The sequence below is a fragment of the Azospirillum fermentarium genome (assembly GCF_025961205.1).
Taxonomy (GTDB): Bacteria; Pseudomonadota; Alphaproteobacteria; order Azospirillales; family Azospirillaceae; genus Azospirillum; species Azospirillum fermentarium.
On record NZ_JAOQNH010000001.1, the window covers coordinates 1,382,321 to 1,399,781 of the forward strand.

Consider the following 17,461-nt stretch of genomic DNA (forward strand, 5'->3'; position numbering starts at 1 on the left):
TTCGCCCGGTATGCCGGTGGAATGAGCCGGTGGCGAGCATCACAGGACCGCGAACGGAATCCGCCCGATGAATTACGAGAGCTTCTTCCGCAGCCAGATCGATTTGCTGAAGCAGGAAGGCCGCTACCGCGTTTTCGCCAATCTGGAACGGCACGCCGGTAATTTCCCCGTCGCCACCTTCCGCGACGCCGGGGGGCGCGAACACGACGTGACGGTGTGGTGCTCCAACGATTATCTGGGCATGGGGCAGAACCCGGTGGTGCTGGGCGCCATGCACGCGGCGCTGGACGACTGCGGGGCGGGGGCCGGTGGCACCCGCAACATCTCCGGCACCAACCATTATCATGTGCTGCTGGAGCGGGAGCTGGCCGACCTGCACGGGAAGGAAGCCGCCCTTCTGTTCACCTCGGGCTACGTGTCCAACGACGCCACGCTGGGGACCATCGGCAAGCTGCTGCCCAATTGCGTGATCTTCTCCGACGCGCTGAACCACAATTCCATGATCACCGGCATCCGCAACAGCGGGGCCGAGCGCCATATCTTCCGCCACAACGATCCCGCCGACCTGGAACGGCTGCTGGCCCAGGCCGATCCCGCCCGGCCCAAGCTGGTGGCGTTCGAATCCGTCTATTCCATGGACGGTGACATCGCGCCCATCCATGACCTGTGCGACGTGGCCGACAAATACGGCGCCATGACCTATCTGGACGAGGTGCACGCGGTCGGCATGTACGGTCCCCGCGGCGGCGGCGTGGCCGAGCGCGACGATGCCATGCACCGGCTGACCATCATCGAGGGCACGCTGGGCAAGGCGTTCGGGGTTCAGGGCGGCTACATCACCGGGTCGGCGGCGCTGGTGGATTGCGTGCGCAGCTTCGCGCCGGGCTTCATCTTCTCCACCTCGCCGGCCCCGGTGCTGGCGGCGGGGGCGCTGGCCTCCATCCGTTACCTCAAGACCCATCAGGGCGAACGCGACCGCCACCAGGAACGGGCGGCGACGCTGAAGGCGCTGCTGGCCGACGCCGGCCTGCCGGTGATGCCGTCGGTCAGCCACATCGTGCCCGTGATGGTGGGCGACGCCAAGCGCTGCAAGCGGGCGTCGGACCTGCTGATGGAGCGTCACAACATCTATGTGCAGCCCATCAACTACCCGACCGTGCCGCGCGGGGCCGAGCGGCTGCGCTTCACGCCCACCCCGCTGCACACCGACGCCATGATGGCGGCGCTGGTGGAAGCGCTGCGCGACGTGTGGGGCGCGCTGGACCTGCGTCTGGCCGCCTAACGTGGAAGTTCGGTGGGGCGCAGGCCGCGGCTGTCGTCCCAATCCCCGCCGACACGCCGGGTGGGCCGGTCGCCGCCCGGCGGCATGGGGTTGAACGCATCGCCTGGCGGCATGTCGTCGGGCCGCATCAGCCCCGATCCCCGCAGCGGCGGGGTATCGTCGGACGATCCGCTGGGCATGGTCCCATACCCGCCCGACGATCCATAGGTGCCGTCGAGCAGCGGCACGGGTTCATCCTGTGCCTGCTGAGCGGGGAGGATGATCCGGGCCTGTTCGTTGCGGATTTCCACGGTGCCGATGGTCAGCGCCCCCAGCACCGCCGCGGTCAGAATACCCTGCACGCTCATGGCCCGCCCCCTTGTCCCGTCATCCTGACTCCAGAAACGTGGCAGGGTGTGGGGTGGTTCCTTGGGAAAACACGAGCCGCAACAGGCAGTGCCGGTCATCTATACGGTGATGTCCGAATGCTCCTTCAACTCCACCGGGGCGTTGTTCCCGAGCGGGTCAAGAATGATGCGCACGCCCTCGCGGCGTGCAAATTTGAAGGCCGGCACGAAGTCGCGGTCTGAGGTCACGACGACGATGGCGCGGACCATTTCCCGCAAGGCCAATCGGGCGATGTCCATGCCGATCCGCATGTCCACGCCCTTCTGTTCGACATTCAAGTCGAAGTCCGTGTCTTCCAGGGCGCGTCCGTCACGGATGACGGCTTTGCGGGAGTCCTCCCGAAGCGACCATCGGTTGTTGCCGAGAAAGGTCTCTCCAAGCCGGAGAGCGACGTTCGGCTTGAGTTTCAGCTTATCGTAAAGGCTTTGGGCGTGCTTGTAACGGTCGGAACCGCTGAGGTTCCAGTTTCCCCCGCTGACGGGCCGCTTCACGCTGCCCGAGAGAGTGGGGGTGCGTCATAATAATAAATCCTGAGAAGTTCGTAATCCTGAACCCAGGGGCTGGCCTGTATTCTTTGGCATTCGGCTTCGATGTCGTCGGCGGTGGTAAACGTCAGATCACCACTGGCGCGCTTGCGCCTGTTCAACACTTTCGTAGCGAAGCCGCCATCGATCATGATGGCGTAACGGGCCTTTAACATGGGAAAGCCAGCGTCACTGAGAGGAGGGTGGAGCCAACGCTCCCCTCCATGGCATGCGCCACTTCATCAGGAAGACGTTGGCTCTCTCGTCTATGGCGGTGGAACACAAAGAAAGACGTATGGTTCCGATAGGGTGGACTTTACAGCAGACAAAGACAGAATCCAACGCAAACCGATCCACCGGAAGACGTCACTCTGCGGCTCCCGTCGCCGTCTCCACCGCCAGCGCCAGATCGGCGCGGAAGGTGGGCAGTTCGCTCAATTGCCCGCGCAGCAGATAGCTGGGGTGGAAGGTGGGCACCACCACCGCCCCCGGCACCATGCGGCAGGGCAGCACCTGCCCGCGCAGGCTCATGATGCCGTTCTGCCCCGTGAGCGCCCACAGGGGCGTGCGCCCCAGCGCCACGATCACCGCGGGGGCATAGGCGGTCAGGGCATCGCGCAGCGCCTCCAGATCCGTGGCGAACTCCGCCAGCACCCGGTCGGAGGTGCCGAAGGCCCCCCATTCCTCGGCCAGCGCCAGCCCCTCCTTGCGGGCACGGGTGCGGGAGGCGAAGAAGTGCCCGACCTTGTTGCCCGGCGGCTGGCGGCGGAAGGCGTTGGCCACCAGCACCGCCGCGCGGTCGATGCCCACCGCCTCCAGGCTGTCGTTCAGCAGCCGCCCGCTGCGCCCGACGAAGGGGGTGCCCTGGCGCGCTTCTTCCGCGCCCGGCGCCTCGCCCACGATGGCCAGACGCGCGGGGCCGGGGTCGCGGGTGGGCTGCTGATAGGGAACGAAGGGCAGGCCGGTCATGATGGGGCGTCCGATCGGAGTGAGGAGGGGCGTCCCCGCTATAGCGCGGGGCCGGACGGAAGGCCAGCTTGCCGCCGCCCCGTCCGGCTCCCACCTTCCGGGGGAATGACCATCATGTGGGGAGGACAACCATGACCGACACCACCCTGGCCGCCGGCACCTGCGAGCCGTGCCGCGGCGGCATCCCGCCCATGGGGCGGGCGGAGGCCGAAGCGCTGCTGCCCCAGGTGCCGGGATGGACGCTGACTTTCGATCCCGATCATCTGGTGCGCACGGTGCGCTTCCCCGATTTCATCCAGGCCCAGGATTTCGCGGTCAAGGTCGGCGGGGTGTGCGAGGAGCAGGGGCACCACGCCGACATCGCCTATGGCTGGGGCTATTGCACCGTGACGTTCTGGACGCACAAGATCGACGGGCTGCACCGCAACGATTTCACCATGGCGGCGAAGGTCAACGCCCTGCTTCCCCCCTGACGGCTTCCGCCCCGACCGGGGCGCCATGGACCGCCAGCCACACGGTGGGGCGGTCGGCGGGGGTCCACAGCACGCGGTGGCGGGTGTGGGCCGGCAGGTGCACCCAGTCGCCCGGCTGGAGCAGGCGGGGGCTGTCGTGGCCGGCGATGTCCAGCACCGCGGCCCCCGACACCAGCAGGACGAATTCGTCCCAGTCCTGATCGTACCAGAAGCCCGGCGGCGAGCGCTGGCCGGTGGACACGATGCGCTCGACCCGCGCGCCGGCCATGGCGGCCAGGGTGTCGAACATCTCGTCGCCGCCGCCGAGGCTGGGGCCGGCCCAGCCGGGGGTGCCGGCGTCGCTCAGACCGGGCGACAGCGGGTCCGGCTGCGGTATGCCGGCAAACAGGTTTCCCATCATCCCCACACCTCCGGTTCCGGCGGATGGACCAGGGCGCCGTCGTAACGCAGCCCCGGTTCCCGATCCTGGGCCAGCAGCAGCGGCCCGTCCAGATCGGTGAAGCGGGCATTCTGTCCCACCAGCACCGCCGGGGCCATGGCCAGCGAGGTGCCCACCATGCACCCCACCATGATGCCGAAGCCCAGCGCCTCCGCCGCCGCCTTCAGCGCCAGCGCTTCGGTCAGGCCGCCGGTCTTGTCCAGCTTGATGTTCACCACCTGATAGAGCCCCGCGAGCCGCTCCAGACCGCCGCACCCGTGGACCGATTCGTCGGCGCCCAGCGGCACGGGGCAATTGATGCCGCGCAACGCCTCGTCCTCCCCCGCCGGCAGGGGCTGTTCGATCAGCTCCACCCCCAGGGCCGCCATCTCGGGCGCGAAGCGGTACAGATGGTCCAGGCTCCACGCCTCGTTGGCGTCCACCACCAGCCGGGCGGCGGGGGCGGCGGCGCGGACGGCGCGCACCCGCTCCACGTCGCCGTCGCCGGTCAGCTTGGTCTTCAGCAGCGGGTGACGGGGGGCGGCCGCCGCGGCGGCGGCGGCCATGGCGCCGGGCTCATCGACGCTGAGGGTGAAACAGGTCAGCAGCGGGCACGGTTCCTCGGCCAGCCCGGCCAGCCGCCACGCCGGCACACCCGTCCGCTTGGCCTCCAGATCCCACAGGGCGCAGTCCAGCGCGTTGCGCGCCGCACCGGGGGGCATCAGGGTCTGAAGCCCGGCCCGGTCCAGCCCGGCGGCCACCGCACCGGCCATGCCCGCCAGCGCCGCCGCCACCCCCTCCACCGTTTCGCCGTAGCGGCGGTAGGGCACGCACTCGCCCCGGCCCGTGTGGGGGCCGTCGGTGACGGTGGCCACCACCACCTCGGCGGTGGTGCGGGCGCCACGGGCGATGCGGAAGACGCCGCGGATGGGGAAATCCTCGCGGCGGACGGTCAGGCGGGGGGGGCTCATGAACGGCTCGGGATCGGGGGGGGGACGGCTGGCAGTGTAGCGGCAAGCCGCCGCCTATATCATCGGTACAGGTGGGCAAGGCCGCAAAAATCGGGCAGTATCCGATCTCAGGTGTCAACTTTGGGAAAGGAGGTGATCCGATGTCTCATGGCGTGAAAGTGGCAGCCGCGGCGCTGCTGGCCCTGGGTGCGCTGATGACGGCGGGGATTGCCAACGCCGACTGCAGCCCGTCCCATTCCGCGCAGGTGACGCCGGCTCCCGGCGGCCCCGCGGCCCCGGCCAAGCCGGCCCCCGACGCGCGGGGCTGACCCGGCGCCGCCGATGCTCCCATGCCTTGACGGGAAAGGCCGTCCCCATCCGGGGGCGGCCTTTTCTTATCGGCACGGTGCCGGTCTTGTGACAAAGATGGGTGGACGATCCCCGTTCGGCGGGTGCGGGCCCATGTTGGGGAAAGCGCCCGTGCGACCATGGGGGGAAGAGGCCCATGATGACCGTGCCGTCCACCACCGTGCTCAACCGCCTGGCCTTCGGTCCCCGTCCGGGGGAGGGGGCGGAGGTGGAGCGCCTGGGGCTGGAGCGCTGGCTGGCCCGCCAGCTCGCCCCCGACCCCCATGACGATCCCCATGCGGCGGCGGCGCTTTCGGCCTGCCGCCTGCGCATCACCTACGACGCGGGGGAGGGGTGGGCCAAGACCGACGAGGACCGTCCGCTCGCCAGCCTGGACAAGCCGCCGGAGGCCCTGTGGCCCCTCAACGACGGCAAGCTGCCCTTTGCCGGGCCGGAGCGCCAGTGGCCGCGCAACGAGGTGGCGGCGGCCACCCTCCTGCGCGCCGTGCACAGCCAGTGGCAGGTGCGCGAGGTGATGGCCGATTTCTGGCACAACCACTTCAACGTCTATGGGGTGGAGCGGGCGGTGGGGGTGCTGCTGCCCCTCTATGACCGCGACGTGATCCGCGCCCACGCGCTGGGCAATTTCCGCGCGTTTCTGGAGGCGGTGGCGTGCAGCGGCGCCATGCTGGTCTATCTCAACAACCGCACGTCCCGCGCCGGCATCGCCAACGAGAATTACGCCCGCGAACTGTTCGAGCTGCACACGCTGGGGCGGGATGCCTATCTGAACGCGCTGTACAACCGCTGGCGCGACGTGCCGGGGGCGGCGGCGGGCAAGCCCGCCGGCTACATCGACCAGGATGTGTACGAGGCGGCGCGGGCCTTCACCGGCTGGACGCTGGCCGACGGGGCGGGCTTGGGCGGCGGGGTGTCGCTGCCGGCCACCGGGCGCTTCGCCTATGTGGAGAACTGGCACGACAACTATCAAAAGCGCGTGCTGGGGCAGGAGTTCGACCCGTTCCAGGGGCCGCTGGCCGACGGGCGGCGGGTGCTGGATCTGGTGGCCGATCACCCGGCCACCGCCCGCCATCTGGCGTTCAAGCTGTGCCGCCGGCTGGTGGCCGACGACCCGCCCAAGCGGCTGGTGGACGCCGCCGCCAGGACATGGGCCGAGAACCGGCGGGCGCCGGACCAGATCGCCCGCGTGGTGCGTGCCATCGTGCTGTCGCCCGAGTTCGCCGCCGCCCCGCCGTCGAAGGTCAGGCGGCCCCTGGAACTGGTGGCCGGCTTCGCCCGCGCGGCGGTGCCGGACTTCACCGTCACCATGGGGCTGATCCGCGAGCTGGACGGCGGCGGGCAGCGGCTGTTCGGCCAGCCGGCCCCCACCGGATATCCCGACACCGCCGACGCCTGGACCGGGGCGGCGGCCATGCGGCGGCGCTGGGCGCTGGTGATGGGGCTGGCCGAGAACCGCTGGGGCACCGGGGCCGCGGCCCTGCCGGCGGGAACCCCGCCCCCCGCCACGGCGCAGGCCGCGGCGGAGGCGTGGCAGCGCACGCTGTTTGCCGGTCCGCCGGACCCCGCCGTCACCGCCGCCGTGCTGCCGGGGGTGGGGCTGGCCCCCGGCGTGCCGCTGCCCGCCGACCCGCACAAGGCGGGCGAGGTGCTGCACCGTCTGGCGGCCTATGTGGCCATGGCCCCGCGGTTCAACCTGCGCTGATGACAAGGGGAACAGGGATGACTCATGCCGCCTTTTCCCGCCGCACGCTGATGCGGGGCGGTCTGGCCGCCGGGCTGCTGACCGTGCCGGGGGTGCGCCACGTGGCCTATGCCGCCGGTGGTGCCGGGGGGCAGGACCGGACGCTGGTGGTGGTGTTCCTGCGCGGCGGGGCCGACACGCTCAACCTGGTGGCGCCCGCCGACGACCCCGATTACGTGGCGGCACGGGCGCCCGACATGCGGGTGAGCACCGGCGGCGCCGGGGCCGGGCTGCCCATCGCCCAGCGTCTGGCCCCCGCGGTGGATTTCCGCCTCCACCCGGAGGCGGCGCCGCTGGCCGACCTCTACACCGCCCGCCACCTGACCATCATCCCCGCCACCGGCATTCCCGACGGCACCCGCAGCCATTTCGTGGCCCAGGATCTGATGGAACGCGGCGTGGCGGCGGAGGCCGATCTGTCCCGCACCCCCACCGGCTGGGCCGCCCGCTGGACCGCCGCCCCCGGTCCCGGCGGCGCCGGGCCGCTGGCGGTGGCGGCGGCGTCCTCCACCCCGGCGGCGCTGGCGGGCGACGGGGCGGCGCTGGCGGTCAACGGGCTGCAATACGGGCTGGCCCCGCCCGGGGGCCCGCGGACGGCGGCGGTGCTCCAGGCGCTCCACGCCAACGACCCTACACCCTATGGCCGGGCCGGGCGCGCGGCGCTGGACGGGCTGGCGCGGGTGGACGCGCGCCTGCCGCGGGCGCAGCCGGGCGGGCCGGTGGAGCCTTACGCCGCCGAGGGCGGGGCGGTGTACGAGGACACCGAGGCCGGGCGCGGGCTGCTGACCGTGGCGCGGCTGCTGAAGATGGACATGGGCGTCCGGCTGGCCTGGGTCGATGTGGGCGGGTGGGACACCCACGAGAACCAGCCGCCGCGCTTCGCCGCCGCCGTGCGGCAACTGTCCCGCGCGCTGGCGGCCTTCCATGCCGACACCAGCCGCTTTCACGGATCGCTGGCGGTGGTGGTGATGACGGAATTCGGGCGCCGGCTGCGCAGCAACCGCAGCCAGGGCACCGACCACGGCCACGCCGGCACCATGCTGGTTCTGGGCGGCGGGGTGGACGGGGGAATGCTGGGACGGTGGCCGGGGCTTGCCACCGCCCAGTTGGACCGCGGTGTCGATCTGGCGGTCACCACCGATTACCGCGCCGTCCTGTCTGCCGTCATGGGTCCGGCGGCGGCGCGGTCGGTGTTTCCCGGCTATGGCGGCGGGCCGCTGCCCGGCCTGTGGGGATAAGGCCGGGCGCCGGGAGGGGCGGCGGGATCAGCGTTTCTGGATGATGACGCCGTACCAGCCCAGGCCGCGGTACGTCTCGTACCCCGGCGTCACGGAGAAGCCGACGAACCCGCCGTCGTTGCCGGTGTAATGGCCCATGGTGCGGCCGTTGGTGCGCAACGGGATGGACTCGCTCAGCACCCCGCGCCCGTCGGACGAGGCGATGACCCGGTGACGGGCGTCCACCAGCAGGCAGCGGGTGTAGGCCCGTTCGGCGTCGTCCAGCCGCACGCCTTCCACCACCGCCTTGGCCTGGGGTTCCCAGTCGAAGAAGATGCCCAGCACGCCGATCACCTCGCCGTCGGCCCGCCCGCCGCGGCGGATGGCGGTGGCATAGGTGGCGACGGTGCGCCCGTCCAGGCAGCGGTTGCTGCTGACGTCATCGACGGTGAAGTCGCCGCCGTTGCGGGTGGACAGCGCCTGGCGGAACCACGCGGTGTCGGACACGCGGGCCCCCCGGGCGCCGGGATAGCGGCTGGGGCGGCCGGTGGCGATCACCTCGCCCTTCAGGTCCACGATCCACAGGTCGAGATAGACCGTGTAGGATTCCAGGATGACGCCCAGACGTTCCGACGCGTGCGCGCGCGCCTCGTCCGTGGGGTTGGCGACGCAATCGACCACGGCGCTGTCGGTGGCCCACCAGCGCACGTCGCACGACCGCTCATACAGGTTGCGGTCGATGATCTCGATCATGTTGAGCGCCAGATCGGCCAGCCGGCGGCCGTGCATCTCCTGCACCATCTCGCTGCCGGCGGAGGTCAGGTGATCGACGCGCGCGGTGATCTCGCTGCGCAGCGATTTGGTGATGGTGTTCACCTGGGTCGAGATTTCCGACACCTCGTTGGCGACCACCGCGAAGCCGCGCCCGGCTTCCCCCGCCCGCGCCGCTTCGATCAGGGCGTTCATCGCCAGCATCTTGGTGCGGCGGGTGATGTCCTCGATCGCCGCCACCTTCTTCGACGCGACGTCAAGAACTTCGCGTGACAGATCAAACAACTGGTTGGTTCCGACACTCATCGCCGCTTGCTCCCTGCCCATGAGCGGATCTGTTGAGCGTCTGGATTATCAACAATCATGCCACACCCGACCGCCCGCGTTTCGACCCGATCCGATTCATTGATTTCCGCAGATGCGAAAGGTTTTTTCGCGTTTGCGGAACGGGCGGGGAGCCTACAAGAAAATCACTTGCCGGGGTGCTGCAGTGATTAGTTTTAGTGCAGAAGGAAAAGAAACGCTGCAATGCGCTTAAAGCATAGGCAACGTTTCCATTTCATTTACCAAGCGGATAAATCCGCAATTTTTCTAAGGTTTAAGCGACCTTGTGGATCTCTTCAAGGAAGATCTGTACTTCGTGTGTCAAACGATCAGCCTGTGCAGCCATTTGTTCGGACGCGGCGAAAACCTCGTGCGCGGTGCCGCTGGCGCGTTCGGCGGCGTTGGTCACGTCCTGGATGTCGTCGGACACGGCGCGGGTGCCCGACGCCGCCTGTTCCATGCTGCCGACGATGTTGCGGATGGCCCCGCCCTGGCGTTCGATGGCCGACGCGATGCCGCCCGCGATGCCGTTGATGTCGTGGATGGTGCGGGCGATGCCGACGATGGCGCCCACCGCCTGATCGGTGGACGACTGGATGTTGGCGATCTGGCTGGCGATGTCGCCGGTGGCCCGCCCGGTCTGGTCGGCCAGCCGCTTCACCTCCTGCGCCACCACGGCGAAGCCCTTGCCGGCCTCGCCCGCGCGGGCGGCCTCGATGGTGGCGTTCAGCGCCAGCAGGTTGGTCTGGCTGGCGATGTCGGAAATCAGCGTCACCACGTCGCCGACGGTGCGGGCGGCGCCCGACAGCTCGCTCACCACATGGTTGGTGCGCTCGGCCTCGTCCGCGGCGTTGGCGGCGACGTTGGCCACCTCTTCCACCTTGCGGGCGATGTCGTTCATGGACGACGACAGCTCCTCGGTGGCGGCGGCGACGCAATCGACGCTGGATCCGGTCTGGGCGGCGGCGGCGGCCACCGACGACGCCTTGCCCGTCGCGGTCTGGGCGTCGGATTCCATGGTGCGGGCGGTCACCTCAAGCTGATGGGCGGTGCCGGCCACCTCGGCGCAGACCTGGCGGATGTGCCCTTCGAACCGTTCGGTCACCCCGGCGAAGCCCTTGACCTTTTCCGCCATGGCGCCGGTGGCGGCGTTGATGGTGCTGCTGGCGCGCAGGAAGCTGCCCTGCATGCCGGTCAGCACGATGCGGCGGAAATACTTGTTGGACGACACATAGTGCATGGACGCCGCCGCTTCGCGGATGAAGGCGTCGGTGCGGTCGATCATGTCGTTGATCGCGTGCATCATGTCGCCCAGGTCGCCGCCCTGGTCCACCGGGGTCACGCGGGCCTCGAAATCCCCGTGGGCGACGGCGTTGCAGACGGCGGCGGTGCGCCGGATGGCGGCGTTGGCCCGCTGCACGCTGACCAGGATGGCGGCCAGACCGGCCAGCGCCACCGCCGACACCCCCACCCGCACCCACGCGTCACCGATGCCGGTCAGGTCCAGGGCGATGGAGACGGCCACCGCGGCGGCGGCCCCGGCGGCGAACCACTGCGCCTTAGAGAGAGAAGACGAATTCGTCATACCCGATGCCCTTTTCCTGCAGCAGGCCGACGACGGTGGCGAACGCCGCCTCCATCCCCTTTTTGCGGTCGCTGTGGCTGTTTTCGATGTCGAGCAAGGTCCGGTAGAGCGGGATCACCTTGTCCACCGCCGCGCGGTCCGGCACCCGGCGGCTGGAATGGTACCCGACCACGTTGCCCGCCGCGTCGTAGCTGGGGGTGACGTGGGCGAAGACCCAGTAATGGTCGCCGTTGCGCGCCCGGTTCAGCACGTAGGCGAAGATCTCCTGGCCCGCGGCCAGGGTGTCCCATAACAGCTTGAAGACGCAGCGTGGCATGTCGGGATGCCGGACGATCGAATGGGGGGCGCCCATCAGATCGGTTTCGGTATAGCCGGCCACCCGTTGGAACACGCGGTTGGCATAGGTGATCCGGCCCCGGAGGTCTGTCTTGGAAACAATGACCTCGTTCTCGTCGAAAAACCGTTCGACCCCGGTCAGTGACACGTCGCGTCGTGACATGATGCCTCAAAGACCAGCCTGCGCAGGCCGGTTCTGTCTTTGGTTGTGCATTCCTCGCTCCCGGCCTTTCCCGGTGCGGCGCGTGCTTTGTCCGCCGCGGGATTGGCCGGAGATTTATAAGACTATAAACTTTCGGAGAGGTTTACATTTTGTCCGCCGAAAGGGCATGGGTATTTTTTGCTCTGCGGTAAAATGTCCCTTCGCAGATGCAACATCGTTACCCGGCCGCCACCCCTTTCTTACTCCGGCGGATGGGGCACCGTCAGCACCTGATTGATGGGAGGGGCGTCGATGATGGCGATTATTCCGTCGGGCCAGCGCACTTCGACCTGCTCCACCGATGCTGCACCGCCCAAACCGAAATGGGCCACCGGCTCGCCCTGGCACAGATAGCCCGACCCGGCGCACACCGCGCGCTTTTGCCGGCGGTCCCCGGCGGTGCAGGTGACGATGGCGCCGCGGGCCGGCGCGCCCGCGGGGGTCAGCGGCTGGACCCGCAGCCAATGGTTGCCGTTGGGGGCGGTGCGGTACAGCGACAGCGGCTGGGCAGCGCCCTCGCCATGGGAGATCAGCAGCTCCAGCCGGCCGTCGCCGTCGATGTCGGCGGCCACCGCGCCGCAACCCAGCCCCTTGGGCTCCGCCGCGTCGCCCAGGTCCAGCTCCACCCACCGCTCGTTGCGCCAGCCGAACAGCCGGTTGGGCGCGCCGTGCAGGTTGAAGAACAGCTCCTCGTAACCGTCGTTGTCGAAATCGGCGGCGATGACGTTGCGCACCGGGCCGGGCAGGGACATGTCGCCGTCGGCGGCATCGACGAAGCCGCCGCCCGACCGCTGGAGCCACAGGCGCTGCGGCCCTTCGGCATGCCCCACCAGCAGGTCCAGCAGACCGTCGCCGTCGGCGTCCAGCACCGCCACCCCGCGGGCCGCACTGCGCGAATCGGCGATGCCCCGCTCGCCGGCGATCTCTTCGAAGGAGCCGTCGCCCAGGTTGCGGAACAGGAAGTTCGGCCCCCCTTCGTTGGCGGCGAACAGGTCCATGCGCGCCGACATCAGCGGCAGCGCCACCAGCCCGCGGCCCTGGCCGATCAGGTCGATGCCGGCATCCTCGGCCATGTCGGCCAGCCGCCCGTGGCGCTGAAGCTCCAGCAGGCGCAGCGGCTGCCCCTCGCACGCGATGACGAAGCCGTAGCGCCCGGTGCCCGACCGGTCCATGGCCGCCACCGAACGGGCGGGGATGCGGGTGGCGAAGGTGGTGTTCTCCGACTGGCTCAGCAGATCGAACCAGCGCGTGCCGAAACAGGCGAACAGCCGGTCGGCGAACTCCTTGGTCCCCGCCGCCGGGTCGCCGGTGACGATGTAGAGTTCCTCCCGCCCGTCGCCGTCCAGGTCGGCGGCGGCCACCGCCAGGCTGGGGCGGGTGGCGTCGGCCAGCACCGCATCGGCGGTGTCCGTCAACCGGGTGCCATCCCATTTCAGAACGCGGTTCCCGTCACCGGTCACCAGGATTTCCAGGCGCCCGTCGCCGTCCACGTCGGCCACCGCCATCCCGTGGGAGGCCCGCGGTTCGTTGCCGGTCATCAGGTCCGTGCAGTCCAGGAACATCCGCCACCTCGTTCGCTTCAGGCCGCCCCGGCTGGCGCGGGACGCAGATTCTTTGACAGATACCCCCTCGCGGCGCCTGCGTAAACCCAGACGGAAGGCAGCCCGTAATCCCCGTGCGCGGGTGGCGCCTGTGCGGATGAGGGTGAATACGCGGGTATCCCGCGACATCTTGCCATCCCCCCGCGGCTGTGGTCCCATGGGTTTGCACGGTTCCGGCCCGCCGGACCGGAGCCACCCTGCCGTTCACCCGCGCCGAGGACTATTGGGGTATGGAATACGCCTTCACCGATGTGGATGGGGACGAAGGTATCCTGCTGTCGGGCCGCTTCACCTACGACGACAGCCGGAAATTCCACGACATGGTGGCCGATTGGGATTTCGGGCGTCGTCCCGACGTGCGGCTGGATTTCCGCTATCTGACGTTCCTGGATTCCACGGCCATCGGCATGCTGTTCATCCTGGCCAACCGCGCCCGCGACGCCCACGGCAGCGTCACCGTGCTGAACGCCCAGCCCTACATCGTCCAGACCATGAAGCGGGTCTCGCTGGACCAGTACGTCTTCCTGCGCTGAGGGGCGCCGTTTCCGCCGGCCCTGAAACGCCGAAAGGCCCGCCGTGGGGCGGGCCTTTTGTCGGGATACCCCCGGGTGGGGGTATGGTGCGGTCGAGAAGACTCGAACTTCCACTCCGGTTAAGGAACAGCGACCTCAACGCTGCGCGTCTACCAATTCCGCCACGACCGCATCGTGGTGTCTCCCAGACGTGCTGTCCGGGTGGAGCGGGGAGATATCAGATCCTCGCAGCGGGATCAAGACAAAAGAAATGCGGGCATTCACCGGAGGCACCGATTAAAATCGGCGTCCTCTCCCGGACCACCAGACGCGGCACCCCCAGCATGAGCGTTCCGGCCATCGAATGGCGCATCAGCGACGACCCGGTTCCCTATCCCGAGGCCCTGGCGGTCATGGACGAACGGGTGGAGGCCATCCGCGCCGGCACCGCGCCGGAAATGGTGTGGCTGCTGGAACATCCTCCCCTCTACACCGCCGGCACCAGCGCGCGGGACGAGGATCTGCTCCAGCCCGACCGCTTCCCCGTCTACCGCAGCGGGCGGGGCGGGCAGTTCACCTATCACGGGCCGGGCCAGCGGGTGGCCTATGTCATGCTCGACCTCAAGCGGCGCGGCGGCGACCTGCGCGCCTATGTCCACGATCTGGAGGAGTGGCTGATCCAGACCCTGGGCAGTTTCAACATCCGTGGCGAGCGCCGCGACGGGCGGGTCGGCATCTGGGTGGACAAGCGCCCCTATGGCGGGCTGGACGGGCAGGAGGACAAGATCGCCGCCATCGGCGTGCGGGTGCGCCGCTGGGTCAGCTTCCACGGGGTGGCGCTGAACGTGGACCCGGACCTGAGCCATTTCGGCGGCATCGTCCCCTGCGGCATCAGCCAGTACGGCGTGACCTCCATGGTGGCGCTGGGCCACCCGGTCACCCTGCCCGACGTGGACCTGGCCCTGATGCAGAGCTGGCAACGGGTGTTCGGGGGCGGGGAGGGCGCCTGACGCTCCCCCGTCAATACCCGTTGTTGCGCCCGTTGCCGGAATTGGCCCCGGCGGGGGCGGGGGCCGCCGACCCGGCGGTGCCGGCGTCGGGGGCCAGGGAGCGCAGCAGGGTGAGATCCTGGTTGTCGATGGCAATCACCATGCAGGCGGTGCTGTCGCCGTTGCGGAACAGGTAGATCTTGCTGCGGTCCGCCTTCTTGTCCTGATCGACGAGGTTCAGCCCGTGGCCGAAGGCCACCCCCAGCACCTCCCCCTTGAAGATGGCGCGGAAGCGTTTGGGAAGCTGTTCGCGGAACCGCCGGGCGGCGCAGGCGTCGGACAGGGGCTTGACCACGGTGCCGAATTTTCGCCAGTCCTCGTTCGAGCGCACGATCACCAGTTGGGGCGGCAGGGGAAAGCGCATGACCGGCGGGGCCAGCGGCAGGTCGTAGCCCCCCGGCGGCACGGGGGCTTGATGGTTGGGCTCGGTGCGCTGCAACGGCGTTTGCGCCGCCACCGGGGCCGCCGCGGTGGCCGCCAGCACCAGGGCCAGGATCGGAAGGACCGTTTTCATCATTCCGCAAGAGTCGGGTCGGCGGGGGCGGATTCCAAGGGGGCCGCGGCGGTGGGTTCCACCCGCTTGCGCGCCCGCGGGTGGGCGGCGTTGTAGACGGCCAGCAGCCGCTCGCTCTCCACCTCGGTGTAGCGCTGGGTGGTGGAGAGGGAGGCGTGGCCCAGAAGCTCCTGAATCGCGCGCAGATCCGCCCCGTCGTTCAGCAGGTGGGTGGCGAAGCTGTGGCGCAGCGCGTGGGGGGTCAGGCTGTCGGGCAGCCCCAGCAGCCGGCGCAGGTCGGCCATGGCCCGCTGCGCCACCGCCGGGGCCAGCCGCTTGCCGCGCGCCCCCAGGAACAGCGGCCCGTCCGGCCCCGGATCATAGGGGCATTGGGTCAGGTAATCCGCCACCGCCGCCCGCACCGCCGGCAGCACCGGCACCACCCGTTCCTTGCGCCCCTTGCCCAGCACGCGCAGGGCGTCGCCGCCGGGGGCGTCGCGGCGGTCCAGTGCCAGCGCCTCGCCGATGCGCAGGCCGCAGCCGTAGAGCAGGGTGAACAGGGCGCGGTTGCGGGCGGCGATCCACGGCTCGTCCACCTCGTCGCCCGCCGCGTCCATCACGCGGGCGGCGTCGGGTTCGGCCAGGGGGCGGGGGGCGGGGCGGCGCACCTTGGGCGTGGTCAATTGGCCGATGGCCGGGTTGTGCATCCGCCCGCTGCGGTCCAGCCAGCGGAACAGGTTGCGCACCGCCGCCAGTTCCCGCGCCCGGCTGGCCGCGGTCAGCCCGTCCATGGCCCGGCGCGACAGCCACGCGCGGAAATCCCGACCCTCCAGCGCCGCCAGCACCGCCAGCGACGGCGGCTGGCCGCCGCGGTATTCGGTGATGAAGCGCAGGAACAGCGCCACGTCGGCGGTGTAGGCCGACAGGGTGTGCGCCGACACCGTGCGCTCGCTGCCCAGCCAGCGCTGCCACGCCTCCAGCGCCGCGCACACATCGCCCTGTGCGGAAAAGCCCAGAAAACCGGCAGCCTTGGGTGTGCCCATATCACGGTCGTCCTGAAAGGGAGAGGCGGCGGCGGATGGTAGCACGGCCGGACGGGAATTCGGCATCGGTCCGAAGGGGGCGGGCACAAACACCGGGTTTTGGGTGTTCATGCCCGTGAAGGACAGCACGGGCGCCGCCCATCGGCCCCCGCCGAGGCCCCTTCCACCGCTTGAAGCGGCGCAAAGCCGTCACATGTCATCATCAGGGAGCATCACGCCGGGCATTCCGTTGGCCATGGCCGTGGAGGTTCGTTTGTTCAACCCCTTGATTACCGCAACCGCCGGCTGGTCCGCCGCCGTCGAGGAACGGTCGAAACGCCTGCTCTCCTTTCAGGTGGGGACGGAGGAGGATGGGGGCCGGCCCATCCGCATGTCCACCCTGTTCGCCCGCCGCGATCTCGATCCGGTGAACACCGCCCGTTACCTGATGGTGCTGCCGCCGCTGCAGGCGGTGAGCGAACTGGCCCGGCTGTTATCGGGGTGCACCATCGATGGTATCCCCTGTCCCGCCCCCGGCGCCGTTGCCCGGTCGGCCCTGTCCCATGCCGGGCGGGTGGTGGATCTGGAAGCCCTGTACCCCGAACGGCAGTTCGTGCTGTCCCTGCTGGCATCGCTGGCCGCGTTCCTTCAGCGCATGGGCGGGTGGGTGCCGTGATCCGGCGCCCATCCATAAAAAACTCTACAAATAAAAGACGGTCGTATGACCGGGATTTTCCCCCTGGCCCAAGGTCAGGGGGCGGCACGCCCTGTCTTCGCCTTGACGGCAGGCGGTTGCTGCGGAAAAATCCCTATTATGGAACAGAAAACCATCGATTATGAACGGTTCAGTGTCCTCGTGATCGAGGATCAGCCCTTTGTGCGGCGCACGATCATGCAGATTCTGATGCAGATCGGTTTCCGCCGCATCGCCGAGGCGGACAACGGCGAAACCGGCATGCAGGAATGCATCCGCACCACCCCCGACCTGATCGTGTGCGACATCGACATGAAGCCGGTCAGCGGGCTCCAGTTCCTGGAACGTCTGCGCGGCGCGGGGGAGGCGGTGGACAGCCGCACCCCGGTGGTGTTTCTGACCAACCACACCGAATCCGACATCGTGAAGCGGGCCATGGCGCTGGGCGTCAACGCCTTCGTCGTCAAGCCGCCGTCCATGTCCGCGCTGAAGGAACGGGTGGACCGGCTGCTGCCGGCCCTGACGCCCTGAGCCTTCGGGAT

Annotated in this window: 20 protein-coding genes and 1 tRNA gene; 9 read left to right on the forward strand and 12 right to left on the reverse strand. The window is 69.4% G+C overall.

Features of this window, described 5'->3' with window-relative positions; translation table 11 throughout:
- Nucleotides 1-67: 67 nt before the first annotated feature.
- A complete protein-coding gene (gene hemA, locus M2352_RS06645) occupies nt 68-1,282 on the forward strand; it encodes a 5-aminolevulinate synthase (RefSeq protein WP_264663708.1) in 1,215 nt (404 codons plus the stop codon).
- Here hemA and M2352_RS06650 read toward each other — a convergent pair.
- The 3 genes from M2352_RS06650 to M2352_RS06660 form a co-directional block, all read right to left on the reverse strand.
- Complete coding sequence (locus M2352_RS06650; RefSeq protein WP_264663709.1) at nt 1,279-1,629, reverse strand: hypothetical protein; 351 nt, start codon at nt 1,627-1,629, stop codon at nt 1,279-1,281. The two genes, hemA and M2352_RS06650, sit on opposite strands and share 4 nt — an antisense overlap.
- Before the next feature lie 99 nt (nt 1,630-1,728).
- The gene (locus M2352_RS06655) at nt 1,729-2,160 is read right to left on the reverse strand and encodes an NYN domain-containing protein (protein ID WP_264663710.1); all 432 of its coding nucleotides are present in this window, start codon (nt 2,158-2,160) and stop codon (nt 1,729-1,731) included.
- A 399-nt stretch (nt 2,161-2,559) separates the two neighbouring features.
- Nucleotides 2,560-3,162 (reverse strand): uracil-DNA glycosylase, encoded by a 603-nt coding sequence (locus tag M2352_RS06660; RefSeq protein WP_264663711.1) that lies wholly within the window; start codon nt 3,160-3,162, stop codon nt 2,560-2,562.
- Nucleotides 3,163-3,293: 131 nt separating this feature from the next.
- Here M2352_RS06660 and M2352_RS06665 point away from each other — a divergent pair, with 131 nt between their 5' ends.
- A complete protein-coding gene (locus tag M2352_RS06665) occupies nt 3,294-3,635 on the forward strand; it encodes a 4a-hydroxytetrahydrobiopterin dehydratase (RefSeq protein ID WP_264663712.1) in 342 nt (113 codons plus the stop codon).
- Here M2352_RS06665 and M2352_RS06670 read toward each other — a convergent pair.
- Together M2352_RS06670 and dgcA are read right to left on the reverse strand one after the other, a co-directional pair.
- Nucleotides 3,613-4,035 carry a cupin domain-containing protein gene (locus M2352_RS06670; protein WP_264663713.1) on the reverse strand — a complete coding sequence of 141 codons (423 nt, stop codon included), beginning with the start codon at nt 4,033-4,035 and terminating at the stop codon, nt 3,613-3,615. The two genes, M2352_RS06665 and M2352_RS06670, sit on opposite strands and share 23 nt — an antisense overlap.
- Nucleotides 4,032-5,024, reverse strand: a complete 993-nt coding sequence (gene dgcA / locus M2352_RS06675; RefSeq protein ID WP_264663714.1) for an N-acetyl-D-Glu racemase DgcA — start codon at nt 5,022-5,024, stop codon at nt 4,032-4,034. The genes M2352_RS06670 and dgcA overlap by 4 nt, the downstream gene beginning before the upstream one ends.
- Nucleotides 5,025-5,164: 140 nt before the next feature.
- On the opposite strand from dgcA, the gene M2352_RS06680 reads away from it, so the two are divergent.
- The 3 genes from M2352_RS06680 (at nt 5,165) to M2352_RS06690 (ending at nt 8,351) form a co-directional block, all read left to right on the forward strand.
- Nucleotides 5,165-5,332, forward strand: coding sequence for a hypothetical protein (locus M2352_RS06680; protein WP_264663715.1), 168 nt, complete (start codon nt 5,165-5,167; stop codon nt 5,330-5,332).
- Between the two features lie 176 nt (nt 5,333-5,508).
- Complete coding sequence (locus M2352_RS06685) at nt 5,509-7,074, forward strand: DUF1800 domain-containing protein (RefSeq protein ID WP_264663716.1); 1,566 nt, start codon at nt 5,509-5,511, stop codon at nt 7,072-7,074.
- A 17-nt stretch (nt 7,075-7,091) separates the two neighbouring features.
- A complete protein-coding gene (locus M2352_RS06690) occupies nt 7,092-8,351 on the forward strand; it encodes a DUF1501 domain-containing protein (protein ID WP_264663717.1) in 1,260 nt (419 codons plus the stop codon).
- A gap of 27 nt (nt 8,352-8,378) precedes the next feature.
- Here the strand turns inward: M2352_RS06690 and M2352_RS06695 are convergent, their stop codons facing one another.
- From M2352_RS06695 to M2352_RS06715, 4 genes are all read right to left on the reverse strand, one after another.
- Nucleotides 8,379-9,407, reverse strand: a complete 1,029-nt coding sequence (locus M2352_RS06695; protein WP_264663718.1) for a methyl-accepting chemotaxis protein — start codon at nt 9,405-9,407, stop codon at nt 8,379-8,381.
- Between the two features lie 292 nt (nt 9,408-9,699).
- Nucleotides 9,700-11,010, reverse strand: coding sequence for a methyl-accepting chemotaxis protein (locus M2352_RS26490; protein WP_319802023.1), 1,311 nt, complete (start codon nt 11,008-11,010; stop codon nt 9,700-9,702).
- A complete protein-coding gene (locus M2352_RS06710; RefSeq protein ID WP_264663719.1) occupies nt 10,985-11,509 on the reverse strand; it encodes a PAS domain-containing protein in 525 nt (174 codons plus the stop codon). The genes M2352_RS26490 and M2352_RS06710 overlap by 26 nt, the downstream gene beginning before the upstream one ends.
- A 239-nt stretch (nt 11,510-11,748) precedes the next feature.
- A complete protein-coding gene (locus tag M2352_RS06715; protein ID WP_264663720.1) occupies nt 11,749-13,110 on the reverse strand; it encodes a CRTAC1 family protein in 1,362 nt (453 codons plus the stop codon).
- 269 nt (nt 13,111-13,379) lie between these two features.
- On the opposite strand from M2352_RS06715, the gene M2352_RS06720 reads away from it, so the two are divergent.
- Nucleotides 13,380-13,682: an STAS domain-containing protein gene (locus M2352_RS06720; RefSeq protein WP_264663721.1), complete on the forward strand. Its 303-nt coding sequence runs from the start codon at nt 13,380-13,382 to the stop codon at nt 13,680-13,682.
- Nucleotides 13,683-13,766: 84 nt separating this feature from the next.
- Here M2352_RS06720 and M2352_RS06725 read toward each other — a convergent pair.
- A tRNA-Leu gene (locus tag M2352_RS06725) sits at nt 13,767-13,853 on the reverse strand.
- A 152-nt stretch (nt 13,854-14,005) separates the two neighbouring features.
- Here M2352_RS06725 and lipB point away from each other — a divergent pair.
- Nucleotides 14,006-14,671, forward strand: a complete 666-nt coding sequence (gene lipB, locus M2352_RS06730) for a lipoyl(octanoyl) transferase LipB (RefSeq protein WP_264663722.1) — start codon at nt 14,006-14,008, stop codon at nt 14,669-14,671.
- Nucleotides 14,672-14,681: 10 nt separating this feature from the next.
- On the opposite strand, the gene M2352_RS06735 is transcribed toward lipB, so the two are convergent.
- Nucleotides 14,682-15,227 (reverse strand): hypothetical protein, encoded by a 546-nt coding sequence (locus M2352_RS06735; RefSeq protein WP_264663723.1) that lies wholly within the window; start codon nt 15,225-15,227, stop codon nt 14,682-14,684.
- Entirely contained in the window at nt 15,224-16,246 is a 1,023-nt protein-coding gene (locus M2352_RS06740) for a tyrosine recombinase XerC (protein WP_264663724.1), read from the reverse strand. Before M2352_RS06740 ends, M2352_RS06735 begins: the two co-directional genes overlap by 4 nt.
- A gap of 235 nt (nt 16,247-16,481) precedes the next feature.
- On the opposite strand from M2352_RS06740, the gene M2352_RS06745 reads away from it, so the two are divergent.
- The gene (locus tag M2352_RS06745) at nt 16,482-16,901 is read left to right on the forward strand and encodes a hypothetical protein (protein WP_264663725.1); all 420 of its coding nucleotides are present in this window, start codon (nt 16,482-16,484) and stop codon (nt 16,899-16,901) included.
- 138 nt (nt 16,902-17,039) lie between these two features.
- Nucleotides 17,040-17,450 carry a response regulator gene (locus M2352_RS06750; RefSeq protein ID WP_264663726.1) on the forward strand — a complete coding sequence of 137 codons (411 nt, stop codon included), beginning with the start codon at nt 17,040-17,042 and terminating at the stop codon, nt 17,448-17,450.
- Nucleotides 17,451-17,461 lie beyond the last annotated feature (11 nt).